This is a genomic window from Hyphomicrobium sp. DMF-1 (assembly GCF_027886585.1).
GTDB lineage: Bacteria > Pseudomonadota > Alphaproteobacteria > Rhizobiales > Hyphomicrobiaceae > Hyphomicrobium_C > Hyphomicrobium_C zavarzinii.
Window position 1 is genome coordinate 136,422 of sequence record NZ_CP115706.1, and the last position, 21,356, is coordinate 157,777.

18 protein-coding genes are annotated in these 21,356 nt (G+C 64.3%); 3 read left to right on the forward strand and 15 right to left on the reverse strand.

Translation table 11 applies throughout. The features are described from left to right. Positions 1–26: 26 nt before the first annotated feature. The 3 genes from fabI to fabA all read right to left on the reverse strand — a co-directional run bounded on the left by fabI (position 27) and on the right by fabA (position 2,857). Positions 27–896 (reverse strand): enoyl-ACP reductase FabI, encoded by an 870-nt coding sequence (gene fabI / locus PE058_RS00535; RefSeq protein ID WP_020085572.1) that lies wholly within the window; start codon positions 894–896, stop codon positions 27–29. 131 nt (positions 897–1,027) lie between these two features. Beyond that, the gene (gene fabB / locus PE058_RS00540) at positions 1,028–2,263 is read right to left on the reverse strand and encodes a beta-ketoacyl-ACP synthase I (RefSeq protein ID WP_026867961.1); all 1,236 of its coding nucleotides are present in this window, start codon (positions 2,261–2,263) and stop codon (positions 1,028–1,030) included. Positions 2,264–2,320: 57 nt separating this feature from the next. Continuing rightward, positions 2,321–2,857, reverse strand: coding sequence for a 3-hydroxyacyl-[acyl-carrier-protein] dehydratase FabA (gene fabA / locus PE058_RS00545; protein ID WP_020085574.1), 537 nt, complete (start codon positions 2,855–2,857; stop codon positions 2,321–2,323). A 422-nt stretch (positions 2,858–3,279) separates the two neighbouring features. Here fabA and irrA point away from each other — a divergent pair, with 422 nt between their 5' ends. Next, positions 3,280–3,723, forward strand: a complete 444-nt coding sequence (gene irrA, locus PE058_RS00550) for an iron response transcriptional regulator IrrA (protein WP_020085575.1) — start codon at positions 3,280–3,282, stop codon at positions 3,721–3,723. Between the two features lie 58 nt (positions 3,724–3,781). On the opposite strand, the gene PE058_RS00555 is transcribed toward irrA, so the two are convergent. Beyond that, the gene (locus PE058_RS00555; RefSeq protein WP_271029592.1) at positions 3,782–4,351 is read right to left on the reverse strand and encodes an SH3 domain-containing protein; all 570 of its coding nucleotides are present in this window, start codon (positions 4,349–4,351) and stop codon (positions 3,782–3,784) included. 475 nt (positions 4,352–4,826) lie between these two features. On the opposite strand from PE058_RS00555, the gene PE058_RS00560 reads away from it, so the two are divergent. After that, entirely contained in the window at positions 4,827–5,825 is a 999-nt protein-coding gene (locus PE058_RS00560; protein ID WP_020085577.1) for a 2-hydroxyacid dehydrogenase, read from the forward strand. A 61-nt stretch (positions 5,826–5,886) separates the two neighbouring features. Here the strand turns inward: PE058_RS00560 and PE058_RS00565 are convergent, their stop codons facing one another. The 7 genes from PE058_RS00565 to PE058_RS00595 form a co-directional block, all read right to left on the reverse strand. Next, a complete protein-coding gene (locus PE058_RS00565; protein WP_020085578.1) occupies positions 5,887–7,086 on the reverse strand; it encodes a metalloprotease in 1,200 nt (399 codons plus the stop codon). A gap of 93 nt (positions 7,087–7,179) precedes the next feature. Beyond that, positions 7,180–8,016: a HesA/MoeB/ThiF family protein gene (locus tag PE058_RS00570; protein ID WP_271029593.1), complete on the reverse strand. Its 837-nt coding sequence runs from the start codon at positions 8,014–8,016 to the stop codon at positions 7,180–7,182. Positions 8,017–8,129: 113 nt separating this feature from the next. Further along, entirely contained in the window at positions 8,130–9,959 is a 1,830-nt protein-coding gene (locus PE058_RS00575; RefSeq protein WP_020085580.1) for an AsmA family protein, read from the reverse strand. Positions 9,960–10,569: 610 nt separating this feature from the next. After that, a complete protein-coding gene (locus PE058_RS00580) occupies positions 10,570–11,199 on the reverse strand; it encodes a hypothetical protein (RefSeq protein ID WP_271029594.1) in 630 nt (209 codons plus the stop codon). A gap of 66 nt (positions 11,200–11,265) precedes the next feature. Further along, the gene (locus tag PE058_RS00585; RefSeq protein WP_020085582.1) at positions 11,266–11,649 is read right to left on the reverse strand and encodes a hypothetical protein; all 384 of its coding nucleotides are present in this window, start codon (positions 11,647–11,649) and stop codon (positions 11,266–11,268) included. A 31-nt stretch (positions 11,650–11,680) separates the two neighbouring features. Then, on the reverse strand, positions 11,681–14,797 hold the full coding sequence (locus tag PE058_RS00590) for an efflux RND transporter permease subunit (RefSeq protein ID WP_271029595.1): 3,117 nt from the start codon (positions 14,795–14,797) through the stop codon (positions 11,681–11,683). 11 nt (positions 14,798–14,808) lie between these two features. Continuing rightward, positions 14,809–16,542: an efflux RND transporter periplasmic adaptor subunit gene (locus PE058_RS00595; protein ID WP_271029596.1), complete on the reverse strand. Its 1,734-nt coding sequence runs from the start codon at positions 16,540–16,542 to the stop codon at positions 14,809–14,811. A 458-nt stretch (positions 16,543–17,000) separates the two neighbouring features. Here PE058_RS00595 and PE058_RS00600 point away from each other — a divergent pair, with 458 nt between their 5' ends. Continuing rightward, positions 17,001–17,330, forward strand: coding sequence for a hypothetical protein (locus PE058_RS00600; RefSeq protein WP_156827336.1), 330 nt, complete (start codon positions 17,001–17,003; stop codon positions 17,328–17,330). A 127-nt stretch (positions 17,331–17,457) separates the two neighbouring features. Here the strand turns inward: PE058_RS00600 and PE058_RS00605 are convergent, their stop codons facing one another. The 4 genes from PE058_RS00605 to exbB all read right to left on the reverse strand — a co-directional run bounded on the left by PE058_RS00605 (position 17,458) and on the right by exbB (position 20,896). After that, a complete protein-coding gene (locus tag PE058_RS00605; RefSeq protein WP_271029597.1) occupies positions 17,458–18,249 on the reverse strand; it encodes a tetratricopeptide repeat protein in 792 nt (263 codons plus the stop codon). A 207-nt stretch (positions 18,250–18,456) separates the two neighbouring features. Next, the gene (locus tag PE058_RS00610) at positions 18,457–19,263 is read right to left on the reverse strand and encodes an energy transducer TonB (RefSeq protein ID WP_271029598.1); all 807 of its coding nucleotides are present in this window, start codon (positions 19,261–19,263) and stop codon (positions 18,457–18,459) included. Next, positions 19,260–19,724 (reverse strand): TonB system transport protein ExbD, encoded by a 465-nt coding sequence (gene exbD / locus PE058_RS00615; protein WP_020085588.1) that lies wholly within the window; start codon positions 19,722–19,724, stop codon positions 19,260–19,262. Before exbD ends, PE058_RS00610 begins: the two co-directional genes overlap by 4 nt. A gap of 20 nt (positions 19,725–19,744) precedes the next feature. Next, entirely contained in the window at positions 19,745–20,896 is a 1,152-nt protein-coding gene (gene exbB / locus PE058_RS00620) for a tonB-system energizer ExbB (RefSeq protein ID WP_271030641.1), read from the reverse strand. Positions 20,897–21,356: the final 460 nt, after the last annotated feature.

Here is a 21,356-nt window from a genome sequence, read left to right on the forward strand (position 1 = left end):
TGGCGCGCGACGTCAGAATGCCGAGACTACTCGGCGGCCTCGGACGGCGGACGCCCGGCAGCGCTGGCCTCCTGGTCGGCGGCCTTTAGAGCATCGAGGGTCGGCATGGCGACCGTATTGTAGCCGCAGTCGACGAAGTGCACTTCGCCCGTGACGGCGCCCGACAGGGGCGACAGCAGGTAAAGCGCGGCGCCGCCGATCTCGTCGAGCGTGGGCGTGCGGCGGAGAGGGGCGTGGTCGCGCTGATAGTTGAAGATCACGCGCGCGTCCGAGACACCGGCGCCGGCGAGCGTGCGCATGACGCCTGCCGAGAGCGCGTTGACGCGGATGCCCTGGGTGCCGAAGTCAGCCGCGAGATAGCGGACGCTGGCCTCGAGCGCGGCCTTGGCCACACCCATGACGTTGTAGGAGGGCACCCAACGCGTGGCGCCGCCGTAGCTCAAGGTGAGCAGAGATCCGCCGTTCGGCATGAGGGCCGCCGCGCGCTTAGCGATCTCGGTGAACGAGAAGCACGAGATGACCATCGTGTTCGTGAAGTTGTCGCGGGTGGTATCGGCATAACGGCCAGCCAGCTCGCGGCGATCGGAGAAGGCGAGGGCGTGGACCACGAAGTCGATCGTGCCCCACTTCTTCTTGATCTCGTCGAAGGCGGCATCGACACTGGCCAGATCTGACACATCGCAGGGAACGATGATCTCGGAGTTCACCGACTGAGCGAGCGGAATGGCACGGCGGCCGAACGCATCACCCTGATAGGTGAAGGCGAGCTTGGCTCCCTGGCCAGCCAGCACCCGCGCGATGCCCCAGGCGATCGAGCGGTCATTCGCAACACCCATGACGAGGCCGCGCTTGCCAGCCAGCAGCGGTCCAGGTTTGGCAACATCAAAATCGGCCATCGACGTCCTCGCACTCACACCAAATTTGCGGCCGATCTCAAACCAGCCGCGTCCCTTATTATAAACTCTCATGCCCAGGGCCGTCCTTAGGGGGCGAGATTGCCCCTTATGGCGCGAACCCTTGCAAGAATTCAGCCATCGTAGCGGTTAAAGATCAAAGTCGCATTTGTTCCGCCGAAACCGAAGCTATTCGACATGACACAGTTAAGCTCAGTGTTGTCGATGCGACTCCTAACAATCGGCATATCCTCAAACGCGGGATCCAGCTCCTCAATATTTGCGCTTTCACAGATGAAGCCATTGTTCATCATGAGCAGCGAGAAGATGGACTCTTGTACACCGATGGCGCCAAGAGAATGTCCCGTAAGTGACTTCGTTGCGGAAATCTTCGGGATGGTCTGGCCAGCGAAGACCTCGCGGATGGCCTCGATTTCCTTCTGATCGCCGACAGGCGTCGCCGTCGCATGCGGATTGATGTAATCGACCGCGTGCTTCAGGCCCTTGCCGTCCAGCCCCTTCATGGCGAGACGCATGCAGCGGGCCGCGCCTTCTCCGGAGGGCGCCACCATGTCGTGGCCATCCGAGGTCGCGCCGTAGCCCACCACCTCACCGTAAATCTTGGCGCCGCGCGCCTTGGCGCGCTCCAGCTCCTCGAGAACGAGGACGCCTGCGCCGCCCGCGATCACGAAGCCATCGCGATTCTTGTCATAGGCGCGGCTCGCCGTTGCGGGCGTGTCGTTGTAACGAGACGACATCGCGCCCATGGCGTCGAAGAGGACGGAGAGCGTCCAGTCCAGCTCCTCGCATCCTCCGGCGAAAATGACGTCCTGCTTGCCCCACTGAATCAGCTCCGCCGCATTGCCGATGCAATGAGCAGACGTGGCGCAGGCCGAGGAGATCGAATAGTTGACACCCTTGATCTGGAAGCTGGTGGCAAGCGCGGCGGACGGGCCCGAGCACATGGCCTTCGGAACCTCGAACGGCCCCACCTTCTTGGGATCTTTCTGGCGGGTGGTGTCCGCGGCCCAGACGATGGCACGGGTGGACGGGCCGCCAGAGCCCATGATGATGCCGGTACGCTCGTTCACGACCTCGCCGGGCTCGAGGCCCGAGTCGCGGATCGCCTGATCCATAGCAATGTAGTTCCAGCCCACGCCGGCTTCCATGAAGCGTTTCGGCTTGCGCGGAACCTGAGATTCCCAATCGAGCTTGGGCTCCCCGTGCACCTGGCACCGGAATCCGAGCTCGGCATACTTATCCGCCCGAACGATGCCCGATTTGCCTTCTCTCAGCGAGGCGAGCACCTCTTGAGTCGTGTTCCCGATCGAGGACACGATGCCCATGCCGGTGACGACCACTCGTCTCATCGACAAAACCCCTTCCTCGCCGCCCCAATGCAAGCCCCCGCCATCCAGCTCAAGGGCTCATCCGGCGGCCGGTGCTTCACCCGCCTCGAACAGGCCGACGCGCAGGTCGGTCGCTGTGTAAATGACTTGACCATCAGCCTTAAGGGTCCCGTCCGCAATCGCCAGCTTCAGGCGCCGCAGAATGACCCGCTTCAGATCCACTACGTACTCGACCTTCTTGACCGAAGGGAGAACCATGCCGGTGAACTTCACCTCGCCCACGCCGAGCGCCCGGCCACGTCCCGGGGCGCCCAGCCAGCCGAGGAAAAAGCCGGTCAGCTGCCAGAGGGCGTCCAGCCCGAGGCAACCCGGCATCACCGGATCCCCCATGAAGTGGCACTTGAAGAACCAATCCAGCCGCTCGTTGCCCTCGACGGCAAGCTCCGCAACCACTTGGCCTTTATCATGGGCCCCCTGGCTGTCGGAGATATGGGCGATGCGGTCGAACATCAACATGGGTGGCAGAGGCAATTGTGCATTGCCCGGCCCGAACAACTCGCCGCGCCCGCACGCCAGCAAATCCTCGAAGTCATAGCTTGAACGGCGCTCGGCCATCGATCCGCTTCGTCCCTCTGTGACAAACATTTGACGTGCACAACTCCAGCAACGCCAGTCTTTGGCGGAAACGCCTCTGCGCCCGCTTTAAGCCGCGTTGTCCTAGCACATCCGACTGACGTTCAAACGGTAATCAGAGGCACCGTCAAGGGAGCGCATGGAAAAGGTGACGTATTGTCCAGAGGTGCGCGTGAGGCGGGTCAGACGCGCTGGACGCATCCCCTCCCGGATTTGCGCGAAAAATCCCCCCTAAAACAGGGTGTTGGGGCCCGGTTGCAGTCCCTTCGCACTGCTTCTATACTGACGTGGTTTGCAAAATCTGGCCTCGGGCGTGGCCATGCCTCCACTAGCGGGGCTGGTTGCTGATCTATTGAGTCGACCCGTTCATGAACGAAGACGTCTCAGACGACCTGACTAACGCGATGAGCGAAGACGGCACGGCCGAAGCCGGCTTGCCGCCCGTGCACTCGGCGATCGCCGAACGGCTGCGCAAAGCGGGCCTGCGTCCGACGCGCCAACGCGTGGCGCTCGGCGCGCTTCTGTTCGCAGGCGAGGATCGCCACGTGTCCGCCGAGATTCTGCATGCAGAGGCGCTGACCAGCGGCGAGCAGGTCTCGCTCGCGACCGTCTACAACACGCTGCATCAGTTCACGGGCGCCGGCCTTCTACGCGAGCTCGCGATCGACGGCGGCAAGGCCTACTTCGACACCAACACCTCGAACCATAATCACTTCTTCATCGAGGAGCAGGGCAAGCTGATGGACATCCCGGGCGATTCGATCCGGGTGGACGGCCTGCCTGAGCCGCCGGCCGGCATGCGCGTGAGCCATATCGACGTGGTCGTCAGGCTGGTTCCCAAGACCTGATACGGGCGAAAAACACGCAACCGAGAAGGCGCATGCGGTCCCCCGCGATGCGCCTTTGTTATTTCACAACCTCGTTCTCGTAGACGCCCCAGAGCTGCTTCTGGAGCATGTATCCCCGGAACTGGTCGATGGTGACGCGGCACCAGCGGCCGTCGCAAGAATGGACATTGGCGATCACGCCCGCTTCGACGTTGACGACGGGGCGGGAGCTTTCGCTGTCGCTGTACCTCACCGCGATCTGCGGGGCAGGCTTGCCGGCTTTCACATCCCAAGGCGTGACCAGGGCCGTGCGCCGGCCCGACAACAGGGATTGGACGACCCAGCCGGTCGCACCCTCGGCGTCCCGCACCTGGCGCCAGCCCTCGAACTCGCTCACCACCTCGACAGGCAGCCCGGCCCGGCGGAACACCCAGGAGGTCGGATAGTCCGTGCCCGGCCCCGCACGCAGATTAACGCGATCCGCCTTGAGGCTCACGAAACGGGGGAGGGGCAATCCGCTTTCGGAGGAACGGGCCGGGGCAACCGCCGCAGGCCCCTGGGGGGCGGCCGCGCCACCGGCCATCGCGGCCCCTGCCGAGGCCGCAAACACCGCAAACACCGCGCAAAACGTGCGGCCTCCGCATCTCATTCGCATCTCCCGCTCCCGCACATGGGCCGCGCGTCGTGGCCTCTACATCCATCCAGCGACTGGCATCCAGCGCCTGGTCTGCCCGTGACGCCTTCGGCAGATCCTCCCCGGGCCTCGACCCCGACCAGGAGCGCCCTGCCGGGCCTCAGACAATCCATCACTTTGTCACGGGCATGACCTTCTGTTAGACACTCCCTGATCTTAGAGCAGGTTCACGTCGTCTCGACCCGAATGCCGCGCGAGCATGCTCCAAATCACACTAGAGACTGATTTACGTTCTCGGCGCGAGCAAGATTGCTCGCTTCTCGCGCGATCAGGCTCTAAGTCACTGTTAAAGGGTCTGCGTTCAGGATCCGGGCGCGCGGCAACGCGGGCCTCACCTGAATCGAACAGGCTGACTTTCGTAGTGTCGCATTTTCTACGACGAACCGATCCACTTCGTCGGAAAGTGCTCTAGGCCGCCGGTGGAAGACAAATGCCCAATCCTCAGAAGAAGCCAGTCGTCATCGTCACGCGCAAGCTGCCCGATGTGGTCGAGACGCGGATGCGCGAGCTGTTCGACGCCCGTCTCAATGCAGACGACAAGCCCATGACGCAGGCGCAACTGGCGGAGGCCGCGAAGGTTGCCGACGTGCTGGTGCCCACCGTCACCGATCGCATCGATCGCGCCGTCATCTCGCAGGCAGGGCCGCAGTTGCGCCTGATCGCAAACTTCGGCACCGGCGTCGACAACATCGACCTCGACACCGCGCGCAACCGGGCGATCACCGTCACCAACACGCCCGGCGTGCTGACCGAGGATACCGCCGACATGACGATGGCGCTGATCCTCGCCGTGCCGCGGCGGCTGCCGGAAGGCGCAGCCTACCTCAAGGATCCGAAGACCCGCTGGGCGGGCTGGTCGCCGACGTGGATGCTCGGCAACCGCATTTTCGGAAAGCGTCTCGGCATCGTCGGCATGGGCCGCATCGGACAGGCCGTGGCCCAGCGCGCGAAGGCGTTCGGCTTGCAGATCCATTATCACAACCGCAAGCGCGTCTCGCAGGCGATCGAGCAGGAGCTGGAGGCTACCTACTGGGAAAGCCTCGACCAGATGCTGAGCCGCATGGACATCGTCTCCATAAACTGCCCGCACACGCCTGCGACCTATCATCTGCTTTCGGCCCGGCGGCTCAAGCTGCTGAAGCCGACCGCCTACATCGTCAACACGGCGCGCGGCGAGGTGATCGACGAGAACGAGCTCGCGCGCATGATCGAAGCGGGCTCCATCGCGGGCGCGGGGCTCGACGTCTACGAGCACGAGCCTGCGATCAACCCCAAGCTGCTCGCCTCCGAGCGCGTGGTGGCGCTTCCGCACATGAGCTCTGCGACCATCGAAGGGCGCATCGACATGGGCGAGAAGGTGATCATCAACATCAAGGCGTTCCTCGACGGGCACGCCCCGCCGGACAAAGTTCATCCCGCGATGTTCTAAGCGAACGGCCTCTCAGGAGGCCGTTCTGCTTTCTGGCGGCAGTGACAGGCGCGGCTGGCCGTCACGCGAGAAAGTGCGCGGCGGTGGCGACGTAGAAGGCGACCGTCGCCAGATAGCCGGCGATGAGCCAGTTTCGGCCCGCATCCGAAATGGGCTCGATGGGACGCACCCGCTTCGAGGATGCGAGCAGCACCGGCGCGGTCAGTACCAGCAGCGCCGTCAGCACGTACCATTCGAGATAGACGGACACGCCTATCCCCACCATCAGCGCCAGCATGTTGATGATCGTCTTGAATTCTGGATCGGAGCTCGACAGCGCGGAATCGAGCACATGGCCGCCATCGAGCGGCAAAACGGGCGCGAGATTGATGCCATTCAGGATCGCGCTCAGGAATGCGAGCTGGGCGAATACCTCGTCTCCGGTCAGATAGGCGCCCGCCGCGAACGCCGCAGTCGTCACGAGGCTGAAGCCCGGCCCCATGAGCGCTACGAACCCGCGCTCCGCCTCGTTGCGGTGGGGCTCCGCGGATACCGCGACGCCGCCGAAGAAGGGAATGAAGAAAACGCCTTTCACCGGGAGACCGACCCATCGCATGGCGAGGGCGTGGCCGGCCTCGTGAATGATCAGGAGCGCGAGCAGGAGGGCTGCGAATTTCCAGTCGAACAGATAGATGAAGCTCGCGTAGGTGAGAATGCCGGTGACAGCGGCGGCTCGGAGCTTGCTGCCGGATGTCACGAGGCCCGCCGTGCCGGCCTGGGCTTCGCAATAGTCGCGGAGGCGGCGCGCGTTGAACCTCGCGCCCAGCGGAATGAGCACGCGGCTGAGAAAACTGCCGTGTGTCAACTCGTGCACGGTCGTCATCAATGTCTTTCCGGCGCGCTCCACTAAGGTGCAGGCGACGAAGTGATCGCGGCCCGGAGCCACGCTCGGATCGCTCCCTTCCGGCAGGATCTCGATCAGGAGGCCTTCGAGCGGACGGCTTTCAACCTCGCGGTAGGCCATCGGGACCACGCGGTCTCCGAAGCTCGCCGTGCCTTCGTAGATGTTGGTCGTGCCGGGGCGCAGGGCTGTCGCGATCTCGATGCGGGGCGGGCCCTCGAATACGATTTTCCGGGCCGACGCGGCGCTCCAGACGATATCGATAGGCGCGTTGATCTCGACGGAGGTGGCATAGCGCTGGCGGCGGCGCCCGAACACGGCGTCGCGCGTGGCCCGTATGAGGCACAACAGGATCTGCGCAAGATCGGCGATTATCGTCATGAATCTGGCTCGCGGAAACTCAAGCTCGCAGGCACGCGTGGATCGCCCGCGTCCCTTGAAACACTGTCTCAAGGCATGACCCAGGACCTTCGCTCAATCAGTTTCGGCGGGAACACCTTCGGGCGAAATCCGATGCACGGAGAGATCGAAGATTGCGGGCTCGAGGCCCGTCAGCGGATTTTCGGGATCCCAACCGACGCGAACCGTCTCGAAGCGCGGCTCCTTGGCATCATAGAGCAGGATGCGGCCGGCCAAGCTATCGCCGACGCCGGTGATCTCCTTGATCACCTCCGTCGCCTGAAGCGTGCCGACGACGCCGACGACCGATCCGAGCACGCCCGCCTCCGAGCAGCTCGGCACGGTGCCTGGCGGAGGTGCCTCCGGGAACAGGCAGCGGTAGCTCGGATAGAGTGTGCCGTCCGCCGTCCGCGCGAACGGCTTCAGCGTCGTCAGATAACCGTCGAAGGGGCCGACTGCGGCGTGCACCAGCGTGCGGCCCGCGAAGAAGCACGCGTCCGACACGAGATAGCGGGTCGCGAAGTTGTCCGATCCATCGGCAACGATATCGAAGCGGGAGATGATATCGGCGGCATTGGCGGCATCGAGACGGACATCGAACGTCTCGACCGCCACATGGGGATTGAGATGCGCGATGGTCTCACGCGCACTTTCGACCTTGTCCATGCCGATCGAGGCCGTCGTATGGATCACCTGACGCTGGAGATTGTCGAGTGAGACGGTGTCGTCGTCGATGATGCCGAGCGTTCCCACGCCTGCCGCGGCCAGATAGAGCAGGAGAGGGCTTCCGAGCCCGCCTGCGCCGACGACGAGCACGCGCGCAGCCTTGAGCTTGGCCTGCCCCTGTCCGCCAACGTCATGGAGAAGAAGGTGCCGCTTGTAGCGCTGGATTTCCTCTGGCGTGAGCGCCATGCCGTCTTTCTTTCTCGCCTGTGAAGCCGAAAGGTATTCTACACCATCGGGACGGCGAGACACCCCTTTGAACGCAATGGCCTTCGGACGCGAGCCTTCGGCGGCTAGGGCAATCAGCCCCCGGGGTCTGCGCCAGAAACCTTGGTCTGGGCGGCTTTGCCGGGCTCGGCCGGGCTGATGCTGGGCGTGGCCCATGGCCCCTGAACCTTGAAGGTTCCAGTGGGGTCGGCCGCGGTCGCGGCGGCCGGCTTCTTTGCGACCGAGATCAGGAGATCGAGCGCACTCTTGTCGACATCGATGGTTCCGGTGACGCTGACGGCGCGGCCTTCGGCGACCGCCTTCACGGAGTCGGCGGTCAGAACCCCATTGAGCGCGGTGAAATGGGCCGAGAACTGGTTTACCACCGTCGTTCCTGCGCCTGCAGGCCCCCATCCGCCAGATGCCGAGGTGGCGGAGGCGGCACGAGGAAGACCGTCGAGATCGATGCCGACGCGTCCGCCCTCTCCGATCTCTAGAGAAAGCGTGCCCGCGAGTGATTGAAGAATGGCAGCCTGGCTTGCACCGTGGGCGTTGAGATCGACGATAATGTCGCCCGACCCGTCGAGTGCCGCCGGGCCGAGACGGGCATTGGAAATCGTTTCGAGATCGATGTCGTCGAGATCCGCGCGAAGGGTGTAGAGCGGATCGTCTCCGGTCATATCGACCGTGAACTGGCCCTCACCGGTTCCACCCTGCTCCAACTCCAGCTCCGCGATCTCGCCATAGAGCTTGCCGCCCTTCACCGAGAGGCTCGCCGCGCACCGCCCGAGGCGATCGGAGCCGCTCATGACGTTGCCGGCTGAGATGCGGATGTCGGCGTCGATCTCCTTCAACAACGAGGGAGACGCGAGGCCCGGAATCTTGAGGCTCCCAAGCCAATCGGAGACGAGAGCCAGCGCATATGGCCGGGAGGGCGCAACATAGGGCGCAATATCAAAGGTGGGGAAGGCGAGGGTGCCTTCGATCGATGGGCGCTCCGGCCTGAAAGCGGCTACGAGGGCACCTGTCGCGGCGTTACCGTCGAGCGAGAACTGGGCGTTTTCGAAAGAGACCGCGCGATCGTCCAGCTTGAGCTGCCCCTTGGCGGAGAACGGACCTAGTCCAGGGCCGGTGGCCGGCCAGGAGATGCCGAGCCATCGGCCGGCGCCGCGGAGATCCGAGAACGAAAGCTCGGCGTTCTGCGCCGTGATCTGGCCCCGATCGCCCGGCGCGGCGCGGCCGTTGAACGAGGCCGCAATATACTTACCCTTGAGTTTCGCGCGGACGGTGATCGCGGCGTCGGGCTTGCTCGGCGGGGCGGTGAAGGCGAGATCGATCTCGATCGGCTCTCCGCGATAGTCGAAACGGCCGTTGACGTTCACCAGGCCGTGGCGGTCCGTGGAGATTTCGGTGTTCACCCGCGAAAGTGTCTCGGTGGTGCCTTGCACCGTCTTGATCACGATCGAAGCGTCAATCAACGCAAGGCTGCGGAATTTGAAGCTCGAAAGCGCGGAGACGATCGATCCCAGGACCTCGGGTGCCACGGCGCCAGCCGCGGCAGGAGCATCTGCCGGTTGAGCGGATGCGGCTGTTCTATCGATCACCAGCTTGGCGCCATCCAGCACGATGTCCGCGCCGCCGCCTTGCACGAGCGTGCGCAAAACCGCTGCGACCCTGGTCTCTCCGGCCGCGGGTCCCACGAGCGCGACAGTCCCCTCTTCGAGCGTGATGGACGGAGAGGCTGACAGCGAGATCGGTGTGGTGATCTTGACGGTTTCGCCGGATGCAGCGCGGACGATGGTGCCCGGTATCGGCTCGCCACGACGTGCGCCGACAAGGACGGGCACGACGAGCGCTGCACCAATCGCGGCGAGCAACACGACGGTAACGAATAGCGGGCGACGCTTGTCAGCTTTGCCGGTCATAAGGCCGCTGTCCCGCACAGGAGTTCTACAGATCGAGAGATGATCGGAGCCCGCCGACCAAGTCTCGAGCCGATCGGGCATCTCTACTTACCTGAAGGCGACACGCGTGCGCAATACATCATGAGAGCCTAAATCGGCGCCATATGTGCAGAAAAATTCATATCTTCAGATGCATAGCCCCTTACTCCCAAAAAACTAGATATTCAGACTAGTGAACATTTTCAGAACACGACGGACGCCACATTTTCGCGACGTGTCAATCACGCAAAATTCTACAGGCTCCACGCGTTTCCACGCATGACTTCAATCAACGTTTGAATCACTAAAACCGCGGTTTCTGTGTGGGCGAGCGTCATGTGCCTGACGCTCCTTGACGAACACAATCTCGCCTCGAACATGACGATGCGGCTTTCCGGCGGACCAGTTCGCACGGTTCGTACACGGCCCCTTGGCGCAATGTCCGAAGGCCGCCCGCCGGGCGTCTCCGTCGCGCCAGGGCAGGTCGTGCGCGTGCGCTGCTGTGGTGATGCCCACGATCAAGGCGGCCAGCGCCACAATTCTCATCAAAGTTCGCATAACTCACCTTCTCCGTTCGTGCTGCCGTTGATTTTCATGTCTGGGTGGGCCACGCGTCGCCGTGCACCATGCGGATGGTGACCATCCGGCTCGAGCGCGTGAATTCGATGGTGGCCATGACGGGCGGCTGGCGCGACCGCTCGATCCAAAAGCGATCGACGTGGCGGTCCGGCCAGTCACGCTCGTCGTTGATCGCGGAGGCGAACGTGGCCTGGAATGCCGCCTTCACGTCCCGGTGCTGCGCGTCGCCTTCGAGCTGGGCGGTGAGCGAGCACACGTAGCCGTTGCGCGGCGCGCGAAACTCCGACTGGATGAGCGCGATGGCGCCGAGGCCCGACGAGAACGTCCAGCCGCCGACAAGCTTGGTGAAGTCATTCCGGTGGCGAGACAGTTCGCCATCATCGACGGAGCGGCCACGGAACTGCTCGGCCCATTTCTGCAAATGACCGGGCGCGGCGCCATGGGCGAAGCATCCGTCTTTGGCGAACTGCATCAGCAGCGAGACCGGGCTGTTCTCGGCGATCTCGTGCTTGTCCAGCCCCGTCTGCCAAAGCATTGGCGCATGAGCCTGCGACGGCGCGTGGCGCGGCATGGCAGAAACACTGCCTTCGATCCCGACAACGGCCGCCACCACGGCGATGCCTGCTCCCAACAATCCGATCATGCACGTTTTCCTTCTCGAGCCTCGCGCCGGGGGACCGTGGTGCGCACGGCCCTCCGGTCTCGCCTCTCAATCGATCTTGAAACGGATCTGCTCGGTCTCATGGCCCGGCATGGTGAGGTTCACGACGACGGTCGTGCCCTTTCCGGCATCGAAGCCACCGGTGCCTTTGAGGCCGTTCTCGCCGGATGGCGCGAGGGTGACGACCTCGGTCTTTCCGCCCGCCAATACAGTGGCGGACGCCTTGGCGCCGCTGACGTCCTCGACCTTGCCGTCCTCGTGCCTGACGAAAAGCTCGAGGGTGTTGCCCTTTGCTACGAGCTCCAAGTGGTGATGTCCGTTGTGGACGAGGATGCCGCCATGCTTGGCCTCGTGGTCGTGGGCAACCTCGTCCGCCAAGGCGAGAGACGATCCGAGTGCGAGGACCGCAAGGCCAAGGAAAAGCTTCTTCATGATGGTGTGCTCCTTGTTTTGAAGACCGTGATCAAAAGGCTTCGGCGTGAACTGTCTGATCCTGCTCGTCGAGCAGCCGCTCGAGCGGCTTGCGCCCGAACATCAGGAACAGGACCGGGGTGAGGAAGGCGTCGAGGAGAGTGGCCGTGACGAGGCCGCCGAAAATGGTGATCGCCACGGGATGGAGGATTTCCTTTCCGGGCTCGTCCGCACCGATCATGAGGGGCACGAGCGCGATGCCTGCGGCGAGGGCGGTCATCAGCACGGGCGTCAACCGCTCCAGCGTTCCGCGCACGACCATCTCGCGGCCGAAGCGCTCGCCTTCGAACAGAACCAGATTGATGTAGTGGCTGATCTTCAGGATGCCGTTGCGCGTGGCGATGCCGGTCAGGGTGATGAACCCGATGGCGCTCGCAACCGAGAATGGCTGCCCCGCCAACCATAACGCCGCTACGCTTCCGATGAGTGCGAGCGGAACGTTGCCCATGATGATCAACGCGAGCGCCGTCGAGCGGTAGCGCGTGTAGAGCACGACGAAGATGAGGGCGAGCGAGACGAGCGACAGCAGCGCGATGAGGCGGGAGGCTTCCTCCTCCGCCTGGAATTGCCCTTCGAGATTGGTGAAGTAGCCTTGCGGAAGCGGCGCATCCGCCAGCTCCGCGCGGACAGCGGCCACGATGCGGGCCATGTCCGAGCCGTCAGTGTTGGCGAGAACCGCGATGCGGCGCCGGCCGTTCTCCCGCAGGATCTGGTTGGGGCCGTCGGTCTCGATGACTTCGGCAACGCTGGACAGCGGAATGCGGCCGGCCGGGCTCTCGATCAGCATATCGCCGAGCGCGCGGGTCGTGCGATCCTCATCGGAGAGCCGCAGCACGACATCAAAGCGTCTCTGGCGATCGATGATCTCCGAAACGACGCGCCCATTGGACAGCGTCTCCAAAGACTGCGTGATGGTGCTGGGATTGAGGCCGTAGCGCTTGGCCTTCTCGTAATCGATGCGGACCTGAAGCTCCGGAATGCGAACCTGCTTCTCGGTTTGCAAATCCACGATGCCCGGGATGCTGCGGAGGCGCGTTTCGAGGCCCGCGGCGAGACTTCTCAGGGTGTCGTAGTCGTCGCCATAGATCTTGAGCGCGATCTGCGCCCGCACACCCGACAGCATGTGGTCGAGGCGGTGCGCGATTGGCTGCCCGACGGTGATGGACGCCGGCAACACCGTGAGGCGTGCGCGGATGTCCGCGAGCACGGTTTCGCGGCTGCGATCGGATCGTTTGAGGTCGACGTCGAGCTCGCTCGTGTGGACGCCTTCGGCGTGCTCGTCGAGCTCAGCGCGTCCGGTCCTGCGGCCTACAGAGTGAACCTCCGGCACCTCCGCCACGATCTTCTCGGCGAGCCGCCCGATGCGATCGGATTCGGCGAGGCTGACGCCAGGCTGGAGCGTCACGCTGACAAGCACGGTTCCTTCGTTGAAAGACGGGAGGAACGCGCGCGGCAGATAGGCTGCGGCCACGAGCGCGGCCGCAACAGCAATGACCGGCATGCCGACGACAAAAGTGGGACGTTCGAAACACCACACAAGGCCGCGCCGCTGGCACCGTTTCAACACGCGAACGAGCCCGCTCTCGTGCTCCGACAAGTGCTTCATGCGCGGAAGAAGCCAATAGGCGAGGACAGGCGTCACCGTCATGGACACCAGAAGGCTCGCCAGGATCGAGACGATGAAGGCGATGCCGAGCGGCGCGAAGAGACGCCCCTCGATGCCCGACAACGCGAACAGCGGGATGAACACCAGCACGATGATCGCGGTGGCGTAGAGAATGCCTGTGCGGACCTCGATCGAGGCTGCGGCGACCACTTCCGCGATGGAGCGCCGGTCGCGTCCGCCCGCTGCACGGTGGAGACCGAGACGGCGGTAGATGTTCTCGACGTCCACAACGGCGTCGTCGACGAGTGCGCCGATGGCGATGGCCAGACCGCCGAGCGTCATGGTGTTGATGGAAAGCCCCATCGCCTGAAACACGATGACGCTGGTGAGCACCGAGAGCGGGATCGCGAGCAGCGAGATGAGCGTGGTCTGCCAATTGAGGAGGAACGCGAACAGCACGACGGCAACCACGACAAGGGCCTCGACCAGCACCTTCTTCACGTTGGCGATGGAAGATTCGATGAAGGTGGCCTGACGGAACTGGATATCGGTGACGCGCACGCCTTCCGGCATCACGCGCTGCAACTCGGGCAGAACGCGCTCGATCTCCCGCGTGATCGTCACGGTATCGGCATTGGGCTGCTTCTGAATCGCGAGAATGACGGCAGGCTTCGCGTTGAACCCGGCATCTCCGCGTTTGGTCCGCGCGGCGAAATCCACGCTCGCGACCTGGCTCAAGGTCACGGCCTGCCCGGATCGATAGGCAACGACGAGATTGCGCAGATCCTCGATGCGGGTGGAGCGGCCAATGTTGCGAATGAGGTACTCGCGCGTCTTCTGATCGACGAAGCCTCCGCCGGTGTTGGCGCCGAACGACTTGATGGCGTCCTCGATGGCATCGAAACCGATGTCGAGTCCGGCCATGCGCCGGGGATCGGGAATGATGCGGTACTGGCGCACCTGCCCGCCGATTGGGATGACCTGGGACACTCCCGACACGGTGAGAAGCTGAGGGCGCAGCGTAAAATCGGCAAGCTCGCGCAGCGTCATGGGATCGGCCGTCTCGCTCGACATGGCGATCAGCATGATCTCGCCCATCACGGAGGAGATCGGCCCCATCTGCGCGCCTATGCCCGGCGGAAGCTGCTCGCGAACGAGTTGCAACCGCTCCGCAACCTGCTGGCGGGCGCGATAGATCTCGGTGGACCAATCGAACTCGACGTAGACGATGGAGAGGCCGACGCCGGAGACAGAGCGGACGCGGGTGACGCCCGGCATACCGTTCATGGCAGTCTCGATGGGGAAGGTCACGAGTTGCTCGACCTCTTCCGGGGCGAGGCCTTCCGCTTCCGCCATGAGCGTGACGGTCGGCCTGTTGAGATCCGGAAACACGTCCACCGGCAGACGCGACAGCGTGACGAGGCCATAGATGCTCATCGCAACGGCGGCGACGAGGACGAGAATGCGGTTAGCGAGGCTTCCGCGAACGATTGCGTTGAACATTCACGCCCCCACTATCGGATCTGATTGATCAGCTCGGCGCCCTGGACGACGACACGGTCGCCTTTGGCCAAGCCGTCAGTGACCAGGACGCTGCCTCCATCGAGCGGAGACGTGCGCACCGCACGCGGCTCGAAGGTTTCCGGCGCCATCTTGATCCACACCTGCGGGAGACCGTTCGTGGAACGCACGACCGCGCCATCCGGCACGATGATGCCTTCGACGGGTGTGCCCTTCTGAACCAGCACCCTCACGGTGGCTCCGATCGCGAGAGACGCGTGCGGATCCTCAACACGAAACAACATGGGCAGCGACTGCTGGCGCAGCGTCGGCGCGCGGCCGATGTAGGTGAGGGGGATGGTGTGACCTTGCCCATCGATGGCAGTCGCGGACGAGACGGCGCCGTCGTCCGCACCCATCATGCCGATCGCCTCGATCCACAGACGCTTGGGGTCGACGATCTCGAACAGTGTGTCGCGTGCGCCGACGACCTGGCCCGCGCGCACGTTGGCAACGGAGATGATGCCGGAGACCGGCGCCTTGAGCTCCAGCCGCTCGGCCGCCTTCGGTTCCAGAACGCGCTTCTGCTCGCGCAGCGACTCGATCTCGGTCTTTGTGTCGTCGATCTCACGCTGGGGGATGTAGTCGCCGGAAATGCGGGTGAGGCGCGCGAGCTTCTGTTCGGCGATCCGCAGCTTACCTTCGACCTCGGCGGTGAGCTGTTGCAGCGATCCGCGGTCGAAGACCGGCATGGCGGGCGCGAGCAGCGCGAGCACGTCGCCTGCGGCCACCTTCTCGCCGACGAACGAGATGCCGCCACCGGCCAGCTCAATCTGCCCCTCCATCGGAGCCTGCACGCGCCCTTCGTAGGCGGGATCGACGATGACGGTGCCGACAAGCTCGCTTCCCGGCTGGGCCTTGTCGGTTGCAGCCGGGGCCGTTCTTACCTTGAGAAGACGTTGCGTGGGCTTCGGCAGAAAGACCTCGCCCGTTGGAAGCTTGCCGGGGGTATTTCCGGCCGCCTGCACTGGCGCACCGTCTCCGCCGTGATCGTGACCTTCGTGCGCCCAGCCGCGCGAGGGCACGGAGGCGGCAAGTACAAGTGCCACAAGCACGATCTCGGCGGCCTGGCGCAAATGCCTCGCCAGCGGGGCTTCGGGAGTTGCAGACTCGGGAGTTGCGGCGACGCGCGGCGTATCATCGGGCGGAAGGCGTAGCGGGCGGAAGGCAAATGCGAGGAAGAAGCCGCCGAGGCCGATCGCAACGGCGAACATCCATAACTCCGGCCGCTGCAGTACGCTGCTCCAGGGGAACGGCTGGGCTGGCGGCTCCACGGCGGCATCCGCCACCACGAGACGGCCCGCGAGCAGATCGGCAATCCCTTCAGCCATCACCGTGAAAGTGAGCGCCTTCGCGCCGGGCTCGTGAAGCCAATCGGCTTCGATCTCGTAGACTCCGTCGCCCAGCGCCTTCGCTTTCGCCGACGGAATGCCCTCTCCGTTCAGCTCGATCGTGGCGCCATCCACGGGCTCGTTGGTCGCGATGCGGTCGAGATAGATCGTGAGCGTGTGGTCTTTCGCGACGGCCACCAGCTCGACATCGGAGCCTTCGCTCACGAGCCGAGGAATAGCGGCTGCGGAGGGCGCCTCCGCGCCTTGTCCTCCGTCTCCGTGGTCGTGGCCGGGACCGGCAAACGCGGAGCCGGCAAGAATGAGAACGGAAAAAAGCAGAGCGGCTAGACGAGTCATGCTTCGAGCCTCGAGGACTTGAGGAACGTCGAGCATGCCCGCACCTTGCTGGGGGGTTACGCGCCGGGCGCGGGCATGCTCTTCGCTCAGATCACGGAGCCGGATCCACGCGCTTTGCGTGCGTGGAGACACGCGCAAGCGACGGTCAGACTCCCGAGCGAACTCGACGGGTGCAGGATCGGAGTTTCGATCTGCGCGGACCCGAAATACGGGCTTCCAGCCACAGAGAAACTACGGAAACGGCGCCAATCGGCTGCTGGTCACGAAGCCTCGCAATCCGCAAAGCTGCGGATCAGGAGGCCGGATCAGGCCGTGGCGCGGGGTGGGCGGAAAAGGGGATAGGAGTGTTGTCCGAGCGGCAGGTATGCGCCAGTGTCGAACTTAAGGACGCGGGACTGAAGGCTGAGCTTCAGGCCGCATTCGCCGGTAGGCACGGCCAACGACCCGCAGCAGCTCGCATGAACGTGCGTGCAGACGTGGTTGACGTGCGAAGGCTCATCACAATCCGCGTCCGTGCAGGATTGGGCGTGGCCGTCGTGAGCATGAAGATCCTGACCACCCAGGTCATGGCCATGATGCTGCATGGCCAGCGTGTCGTGAGCGCTTATGGCGAAAGCCGATTTGCTCACCAAATAGCCGTTAAGGCTGCTGGCGAAAACGGCCACAGCAACCATGACAATTCGCAGGAACTGGCGCGTCATACGGCTCATAACCTTAGGAAAGCCGGAAGATTCGAGATCGGTCAAGCCCAAACCTGGCACGTCTTCGTCGCATACGGGCTCGCGTGATCTCAACTCAACATCGCGATTATGGCCGGGCTCACAATCGTCGGCGACAACTGTGACCGAAACGAGATCGGCGTGGAGACTAGGCTTACGGCGCCACCAGTCGAGTGACGTTTGCCTGACGAAGCCCCTATTCGCCGCTCAGAATTTCGCGTGTGATCTCCCGGAGCACCGGAAGCGGGTGATGGCTGAGAGCTTCGACCACCTCAAGACGATAGGGCTCCGGCGCGTGTGCGTAAGACGTTCGCAACCAGCGGAGTCCGTCGTCGATCCGACCGGCCGTGACCAAATGGCATCCATAGTGAAACTGGCCCCGCACGCAGCCGCCTTCAGCGGCCCACCTGAACCAGAGTGCCGCTGAGCGCGCCTTCTTCGCAGCGTCGCCCTGGCTCGCCTGCGCCGAGGCGCGCCAGCATCCCAGCATGTTCATGGCTTTTGCATTGCCACGGCGGGCCGCACGCACGAACAGCGTGAGCGCGGAGGCGATGTCGCGGGGCACGCCGCGACCTTCGGCGAGCAGGCAGCCGAGATTGAAGGCGGCCCAGGCGTGATCCTTGCCGGCGGCTTGGCGGAACCAGCGGGCGGCTTCCGCAAAATCCTGCGCGACACCCCAGCCGCGCTCATAGCAGCGGCCGACCATGTTGAGCGCTTCCGCGTCGCCGCTGCGCGCCGCGCGCTCGAACCAGAGAAGCGCGGCAGCGGGGTCGGGCTCCACACCGTGGCCTTCGAGCAGCCTGTGACCCCAGCCGATCTGAGCATCGACGCAGCCTGCCACCGCGCGGTCGCGCACCTCCTCGGGCGGAAGCTCATGGCTCTGCTGCGGAGCCTCGCCTCCCACGACGCGGACGTAGAGCGTCTCGTACTTTGAGCCTTCGGCGACGGCTAGCGAGAAACCTTTCTGGATGCGGGCGTCCGAGCTCATGGCCGCACCTGGCCAGCGACAAGCTCACTGCGTCTCGCCATTGCGGACAAGCTGCACGCGCTTTCGTCGTTCATAATGATAGGAACATGCCTCAAAATTCGCGGCCCTGCGACGAAGGTCGGAAATATGACTTACAGCATCAAGATATAAGTCCGCTTTCCCTATAAGTACATCCGTATTGCTCCAAGCACGTGCAATGCGCGCGAGCTAGCGGATATTGAACTGGATGGGCAGCGACAGGCTCAAAGCCGCGGTCGACGACTGCTCGGGTGGTGCGGGAAGCGGATCGGCACGCTCGAGCATCGCGAGCGCTTCCTCATCGAGAAGCGGAGAGCCCGAGCCTTTCAGAATGCGCCGGTCGGTGATGTGCCCGGTGTGGTCGATCGAGAAGCTCACCGTGACCACGCCCTGCACCCGGCGATTGCGCGCCTCTCCGGGATAGCGCTTGTGCTTGCTCAGATGCAGATGAAGCGCCCGCTGCCAGGACAGCTGGGCCTGGTTGGGCTTGTTGGAGGAGCCCTGATGGGGCGCCGCGGCCTTCGGCCCTTCCGCGGCCTCGATCTTCGGCGGCGCGGCGGCCTGAGAGGCGGCGACGGCCTGAGCCTGCACCATCTCTTGAGGCTTCTTGTCCTCCTTGACCTCTTCTTCCTCGACCGGCTTCACCTTTTCGAGCGCGACCTCGGGCTCGCGTACGAGCGGGGCTTCCTGAAGCTCGGGAATTTCCTCCTCGGGCTTGACCTCTTTCACCTCCTCGACCGGAGGCGTCGGCACGGAATCCTCGGCGGGCATTCCCAGCGCCAGATCCTGATGCTGATCGCGCGGCGCAACCGGCATGGGCGCAAGCTCAAGCATGAGCGCGCCTTGCGGCTCCTCGTCGGCCTCCTGCTCAGGCCATTCCCACAATGCCGCCATCGCCCCGCCGACGTGGAGCGCCACGATCAACATCCCAGCGCCGATCCAACGGCGCCAACGCCGCCCGGCTGGCTCCAGGATATCGATCGCCGAGATCGTCATGGGGTGCTGACTGCTCCTCCGGCCGGCGGCGCAGGAACGGGAGCGGGCGCCTCCTCGAGGCCGACCATCGCGACCTTGAGATAGCCTGCGGCGCGGAGCAGGTTCATGACGCGCATGACCTCTCCGTAGGGCACCGTCTTGTCCGCCCTCAGAAACACGCGCTGCTCGCGATCGCTGCTCGTTGCGCTGTCGAGCGCGCCGGCGAGCTGCGTGCTGGCGATCGTGTCGTTGCCGAGAGCCAGTGACAGGTCGGATTTGACTGTCAGGAACAGCGGCTTGTTGGGCCGAGGTTGCGGCTTGGCGCTCGCGACCGGCAGATCAACGGGCACATCGACGGTGGAGAGCGGCGCCGCCACCATGAAGATGATCAGCAGCACCAGCATCACGTCGATGAACGGCGTGACGTTGATTTCGTGATTTTCGGCCAAGTCGCCGCTGCCGTCGTCAAGACGTCCAGCCATGTCTTACCCTCACTCCCCGATCATTCCGCAGCGCGGGCAGGTCCCACTTTGTAGCCGCGATCGAGATCGCGCGAAACGAGACGCATGACCTCAGCCGAAGCCTCGGCGATGATCGCTCTGTAGCCGGCGATCGACCGCGCGAACTGGTTGTAGATGATGACGGCCGGGATGGCGGCGACGAGGCCGATGGCCGTTGCGAGAAGCGCCTCCGCGATGCCGGGCGCGACGATCGCAAGGTTGGTCGTCTGCGCTTCGGAAATGCCGATGAAGCTGTTCATGATGCCCCAGACGGTGCCGAACAGGCCGACGAACGGCGAGGTGGAGCCGATGGTGGCTAGGACGCCCGTTCCCCTGTTCATGTCGCGCCCGGCCGCAGCGGCCAATCCGTCGAGACGGGAGGATACGCGCTCCTTGATGCCGGCCTTGTCGGACACATCGGCCGAGAGCCGCAATTCGATGGCGGCGAGATCGATCAGCCCGGACACGATGCCTTTCCGGCCGCCCAGGCGCTGAGCAGCTTCCGCGAGGCTGTGGGAGGCGTTGATCTCGGAGAATGCCTGAATGAGGCGCCGCTTCGCCCAAGTCAGCTCGATGGACTTGGCGAGCCACACCGTCCACGTCACGACGGAGGCGAAGGCGAGGCCGATCATCACCGCTTTGACGACGATGTCGGCCGACATGAACATGTTCCAGGGCGAGAGGTCGCGCGGCAGATGCGCCGCATCGGTCGACTTCGCGACCGGCGCTGCGCCGGGGGCTGCCGCGTCCGCTCCATGATCGGCGTGCTCGTGCGCGGGCTGAAGCGCCTCCGGCTGGCCCGGCTCCGGCGCAGCGAGGGGCGTTGCGGGCGGCACATCGGCTGGCGCGGGCGCGGCGGGCGCCGCAGCCGGTGTCGCGTCGGCGGGAGCGGAAGCAGATGAAGGTGCGGCCTCCACGGCGGGTGGCGTGGGCTGCGCTTCAGCGGGTGCCGCAGCCGGAGCCGCTGGAGCGGGAGCCTCGCTCGCCGCAGCGGGCGGCTGCGTGGCCGCGCCCTGTTCCTGGGCCGGGGCAGGCGCAAGCTCCTGAGCACTCAGGGGCGGGGCAACGGCGGATGCGATCAGGGCGACCACTGACAGAAGGCGGACAGTCTGGACTGCGCGATGGCGCCAAGCCGGCATTACGGTGGAATACATCATCATGATTTCAGCGAACCCGCTCTTGCGCGTCTCTTGCGACGATCGATTTCCGGGACATAGATTAAACTATACTAGGCTCGTCAATAATAAGTCGCAACGGCACACACAACAGCCGCTCCCGAGGCGTGCGCAATAGTGTCGCGTGCCCCTCCTTACAGGGCCGATGGACCATTTTCGAGGGAGGATTATCCGTCACACGGCGGAAGTCTTTGCCAGATCTCAAGTGACCATGCCGCCAAGTGCTGGGCCGCCAAGTGCTGGCCCTCACATCGGCGGACGTCGGGGACGGGGCGCAACCCGCCTCCCATTATGGTCGGCACGCTCCGTCACAACAAATTGTCCTGAAACGGATTTTGTTCGTTGCTCGCGGGTTTCCGGCGAGGTCCGCTACCCGCTTACACCGGGAACCTTCCTGCCCGTTAGGTATTCGACACTGAGACGGCAGGTCGCACGCCGT

Excerpts from the sequence above, each read along its gene's own strand:
- exbB (WP_271030641.1), bottom strand. The coding sequence starts at position 20,896 with ATGTATTCCACCGTAATGCCGGCTTGGCGCCATCGCGCAGTCCAGACT.
- PE058_RS00590 (WP_271029595.1), bottom strand. The coding sequence starts at position 14,797 with ATGTTCAACGCAATCGTTCGCGGAAGCCTCGCTAACCGCATTCTCGTC.
- PE058_RS00605 (WP_271029597.1), bottom strand. The coding sequence starts at position 18,249 with ATGAGCTCGGACGCCCGCATCCAGAAAGGTTTCTCGCTAGCCGTCGCC.
- PE058_RS00580 (WP_271029594.1), bottom strand. The coding sequence starts at position 11,199 with ATGATCGGATTGTTGGGAGCAGGCATCGCCGTGGTGGCGGCCGTTGTC.
- irrA (WP_020085575.1), top strand. The coding sequence starts at position 3,280 with ATGAGCGAAGACGGCACGGCCGAAGCCGGCTTGCCGCCCGTGCACTCG.
- fabI (WP_020085572.1), bottom strand. The coding sequence starts at position 896 with ATGGCCGATTTTGATGTTGCCAAACCTGGACCGCTGCTGGCTGGCAAG.
- PE058_RS00575 (WP_020085580.1), bottom strand. The coding sequence starts at position 9,959 with ATGACCGGCAAAGCTGACAAGCGTCGCCCGCTATTCGTTACCGTCGTG.
- PE058_RS00560 (WP_020085577.1), top strand. The coding sequence starts at position 4,827 with ATGCCCAATCCTCAGAAGAAGCCAGTCGTCATCGTCACGCGCAAGCTG.
- exbD (WP_020085588.1), bottom strand. The coding sequence starts at position 19,724 with ATGGCTGGACGTCTTGACGACGGCAGCGGCGACTTGGCCGAAAATCAC.
- PE058_RS00585 (WP_020085582.1), bottom strand. The coding sequence starts at position 11,649 with ATGAAGAAGCTTTTCCTTGGCCTTGCGGTCCTCGCACTCGGATCGTCT.
- PE058_RS00600 (WP_156827336.1), top strand. The coding sequence starts at position 17,001 with ATGAACGTGCGTGCAGACGTGGTTGACGTGCGAAGGCTCATCACAATC.
- PE058_RS00595 (WP_271029596.1), bottom strand. The coding sequence starts at position 16,542 with ATGACTCGTCTAGCCGCTCTGCTTTTTTCCGTTCTCATTCTTGCCGGC.
- PE058_RS00565 (WP_020085578.1), bottom strand. The coding sequence starts at position 7,086 with ATGACGATAATCGCCGATCTTGCGCAGATCCTGTTGTGCCTCATACGG.
- PE058_RS00610 (WP_271029598.1), bottom strand. The coding sequence starts at position 19,263 with ATGACGATCTCGGCGATCGATATCCTGGAGCCAGCCGGGCGGCGTTGG.
- PE058_RS00570 (WP_271029593.1), bottom strand. The coding sequence starts at position 8,016 with ATGGCGCTCACGCCAGAGGAAATCCAGCGCTACAAGCGGCACCTTCTT.
- PE058_RS00555 (WP_271029592.1), bottom strand. The coding sequence starts at position 4,351 with ATGAGATGCGGAGGCCGCACGTTTTGCGCGGTGTTTGCGGTGTTTGCG.
- fabB (WP_026867961.1), bottom strand. The coding sequence starts at position 2,263 with ATGAGACGAGTGGTCGTCACCGGCATGGGCATCGTGTCCTCGATCGGG.
- fabA (WP_020085574.1), bottom strand. The coding sequence starts at position 2,857 with ATGGCCGAGCGCCGTTCAAGCTATGACTTCGAGGATTTGCTGGCGTGC.